Annotated in this window: 1 protein-coding gene and 1 pseudogene; both read left to right on the top strand. The window is 67.6% G+C overall.

Annotated elements, in window-relative coordinates:
* The coding region (gene lptD, locus AC04L7_RS14375; RefSeq protein WP_475513259.1) for an LPS assembly protein LptD at positions 1-2,244 on the top strand (2,244 nt) is incomplete at its 5' end.
* Positions 2,241-3,533: pseudogene (locus AC04L7_RS14370) on the top strand (peptidylprolyl isomerase); the annotation flags it as partial. The gene lptD and the pseudogene AC04L7_RS14370, both read left to right, overlap by 4 nt.
* Positions 3,534-3,691 lie beyond the last annotated feature (158 nt).

The raw sequence follows: 3,691 nt of genomic DNA, 5'->3' as shown, positions 1-3,691 counted from the left end.
ACCGAGGCCAACCTCGAGTACCAGGGCAATGTCGCCCTCAGTCGCGGCGACCAGTTCCTGGGCGCCGACAACCTGAAGTACGACCAGGAAAAGGACACGTACGTCGCCGATGGCCACATCCGGTACCAGGACACCGGCATCCGCCTGATCGCCGACACGGCCCGCGGCGACCAGAGCGCCGACACGCACCAGATCGACAACGTGCGCTACCAGTTGGTGGACCGGCGCGGCAACGGTGGCGCCGACCGCATCGACATGAAGGGACCGGAGGGCAGCCTGCTGCACTCCACCTATTCCACCTGCGATCCCGACGACCGCCGCTGGGAACTGCGCTCGCGCCGCATCGACATCAACACCGACGACGGATGGGGCGTAGCCCGTGGCGCGACGATCCGCCTGGGCAAGGTGCCGGTGCTGTACGTGCCGTACCTGAAGTTCCCCATCGACGACCAGCGCCACACCGGCCTGCTGTACCCGGCGATCGGCCTGTCCGGCCGGAACGGCTTCGACTGGAAGCAGCCGATCTACCTCAACCTGGCGCCGAACTACGACGCGACGCTGGAACCGCGCTACATGAGCGAACGCGGGTTCCAGATGGGCGCGGAATTCCGCTATCTGTACGAGAAGGGACGCGGCGAGATCCAGGGCACCTGGATGACCAAGGACGACCTGGTCCGCGACCGCATGAACGAGGCGGACTACGATCCCCTCAATCCGAACAATCCCGATCCGGACGACGGCCGCGGCTTTCTGTCGTTCGAAGGCGACCACCGGTTCAGTCCGAACTGGCAGGCGCGCGCCAACCTGATCTGGCTGAGCGACGCGCGCTACCAGGAGGACTTCGGCAATTCGCTGTTTGGCCAGGCGTACTCCTCCGTCACCAGCACGGCCGGCATCTATGGCGCCGGCGAGTACTGGAGCGCCGGACTGATGGCCGACCACTGGCAACTCTCCGACTACCTGAGCACCGAAGCCTCGCTGCCCTACAACCGCCTGCCCCGCACCTACTTCAACTGGAGCCAGCCGCTGAGCCGCTGGATCAACGTGGGCGGCCATGCGGAAGCGGTGCGCTTCCAGCACGACGAACTCGCCGGCGGCAGCCGCATCGACCTCAAGCCGACCATCTCGTTCCCCATCCAGGGCGCGTCCTGGTACGTCACGCCCACGCTGGCCTACCGCCATACCGAGTACCGGCTGGATGCCGACCTGGCCCAGACGATCGCCACCGATCGTGCGCGCGCCGCGTATGGCATCGCCGCGGGGCAACCGGTGAGCGCGGCGCAGATCGCCGAGTTCTACGATCGTTCGCCCAGCCGCAGCCTGCCGATCGGCTCGTTCGACGCGGGCGTGTACTTCGACCGTGAGACCGAGATCAAGGGCGACCGCTTCCTGCACACGCTCGAGCCGCGCCTGTTCTACCTCAACGCGCCGTATCGCGAACAAGACGGCTTGCCGATCTTCGACACGCGTCCGTTCAACTTCAGCTACGGGCAGCTGTTCCGCGACAACCGGTACACCGGACCGGACCGCCAGACCGACGCGAACCAGCTGACGCTGGCGTTGACCACGCGCCTGCTGCGGCAGAAGGATGGTTTCGAACGCCTGTCGGCCAGCATCGGCCAGATCCGCTACTTCGACGACGTGCGCGTCACCGCGCCGAACGAGGTCCCCCTGGCGCAAGGCAAGTCGGCCTGGGTCGTCGACGCCAACTACGCGCCGACGGATCGCTGGACCATCGGCGCTTCCTATCAGTGGGACCCGAAGTTCCGCCGCGAAGACCTGGCCAGCGTGCGTGCCCGCTACCTGCTGCCGGACGACGGCGTGGTCAACATCACGTACCGCCGCCGCCGCGACCTGCTGGAGCAGGCCGACTTCTCGTTCCTCTACCCGGTGACGCCGGCGTGGAGCGTGGTGGGACGCTACTACCACTCCTTCTATCGCGATGCCGCGACCGACCAGGAGCCGGGTCTGCTGGAAGGCGTCGCCGGCGTGCAGTGGGACAGCTGCTGCCTGGCCGTGCGCGCGCTGGTACGCCGCTACGTGCGCAACCGCGAGGGCGAAATGAACACCGGATTCCAGGTGGAATTCGTCCTGAAAGGCCTGGGCTCGGCCGGCCAGGACACGGACCGCACCTTGCGCCGTGCTATTCTCGGTTACTACCGAGACGACCTCTATCTCGTCCCGCCGAGCAATATCGCGCAGCGACCGGACGACACCTCTTACGCTCCGGATCCATTGCCATGACCAAGCCGTTTTCCCGCTTCCTCATCGCCGGCCTGCTGACCCTGTCGACGGTCGCTACCTCGGTGCAGGCCCAGACCCTGCAGCGCCTGGACGGCATCGCCGCCGTCGTCAACGAGGATGTCGTGCTGCAGAGCGAGCTGGACCGCGCGGTGCAGAACGTGCTGACCCAGTACGCCAACCAGCCTGGCCAGCTTCCGCCGCGCAACGTGCTGGAGCGCCAGGTGCTGGAGCGACTGGTGCTGGTCAAGCTGCAGGTCGCGCGCGCAGCCGAGAGCGGCATCCGCATCAGCGACGCCGAACTCAACAATGCGGTCAACGCGGTCGCCCAGCAGAACGGCACCACGCCCGACGGCCTGCGCCAGCGGCTGGAAGCCGACGGCATGTCGTTCGCCGAGTTCCGCAGTTCGCTGCGCGATGAGGTGACGATCCAGCGCCTCCGCCAGAGCTTCGCCCAGAGCCGCGTGCAGGTGAGCGAAGGCGAGGTCGATGCCGCACTCGCCGCGCAGGCCACCGGACAGGTCCAGTACCACCTCGCGCACATCCTGGTGGCGTTGCCCGATGGCGCCAGTGCGGAACAGATCAATACCGGCAAGAGCAAGATCGACGGCGTCAAGGCGCTTGTCGACAAGGGCGAGCTGGATTTCTCCGCCGCCGCCGTGCGCTACTCGGACAGCCCCAACGCCCTGGAAGGCGGTGACCTCGGCTGGCGCAGCCCGGACGAGATCCCCACCGCGTTCGTGGAAATGCTGAAGGGCATGAGCCCCGGCCAGGTCGTCGGCCCACTGCGCGGCCCCAGCGGCTTCCAGCTGTTGAAGCTGGTGGAAGTGCGCGACGGCGCGAAAGCCGAACAGCGGTCGGTCACCGAGTACAACGCGCGCCACATCCTGATCCGCATCACGCCGACGCAGGACGCGAACGCCGCCAAGGCCAAGATCGATACGCTGCGCGCCCGCATCGCCGGCGGCGCTGATTTCGTCGAAGTCGCCAAGGAATCCACCGAGGACGCCAACAGCCGCGATGAAGGCGGCGACCTGGGCTGGTTCCCCGCCGAGGCGTTCGGTCCGGCTTTCGGCCAGCAGGTCACCGGCCTGCAGGACGGCCAGGTCAGCCCGCCGTTCCGCACCGACGCGGGCTGGCACATCGTGCAGCGCGTGGGCAGCCGCCAGACGGACGTGACCGACCAGAACCGCCGCGCCCAGGTGCGCGAAACCATCGGCCGCCGCAAGGCGGAAGACGAGTACAACCGCTATCTGCAGGAACTGCGTGGCGAAGCCTACGTGAGCTTCCGCAATGCCGGCGCCGAGACCACGCCGGGCGGCTGACGTGGTACCGCGGCTCGCGCTGGTTCCGGGCGAGCCGGGCGGCATCGGACCCGAACTCTGCGTGCGTCTGGCGCAGCAGGTGCGCGACGATTGCACCCTCCTCGCCTTTGGCGATGCCGTCACGC

The sequence above is a fragment of the Pseudoxanthomonas sp. LjRoot204_2 genome (assembly GCF_056175765.1).
The sequence above is the reverse complement of the archived record's forward strand: the minus strand, read 5'-3'. Positions and strand labels throughout refer to the sequence as shown.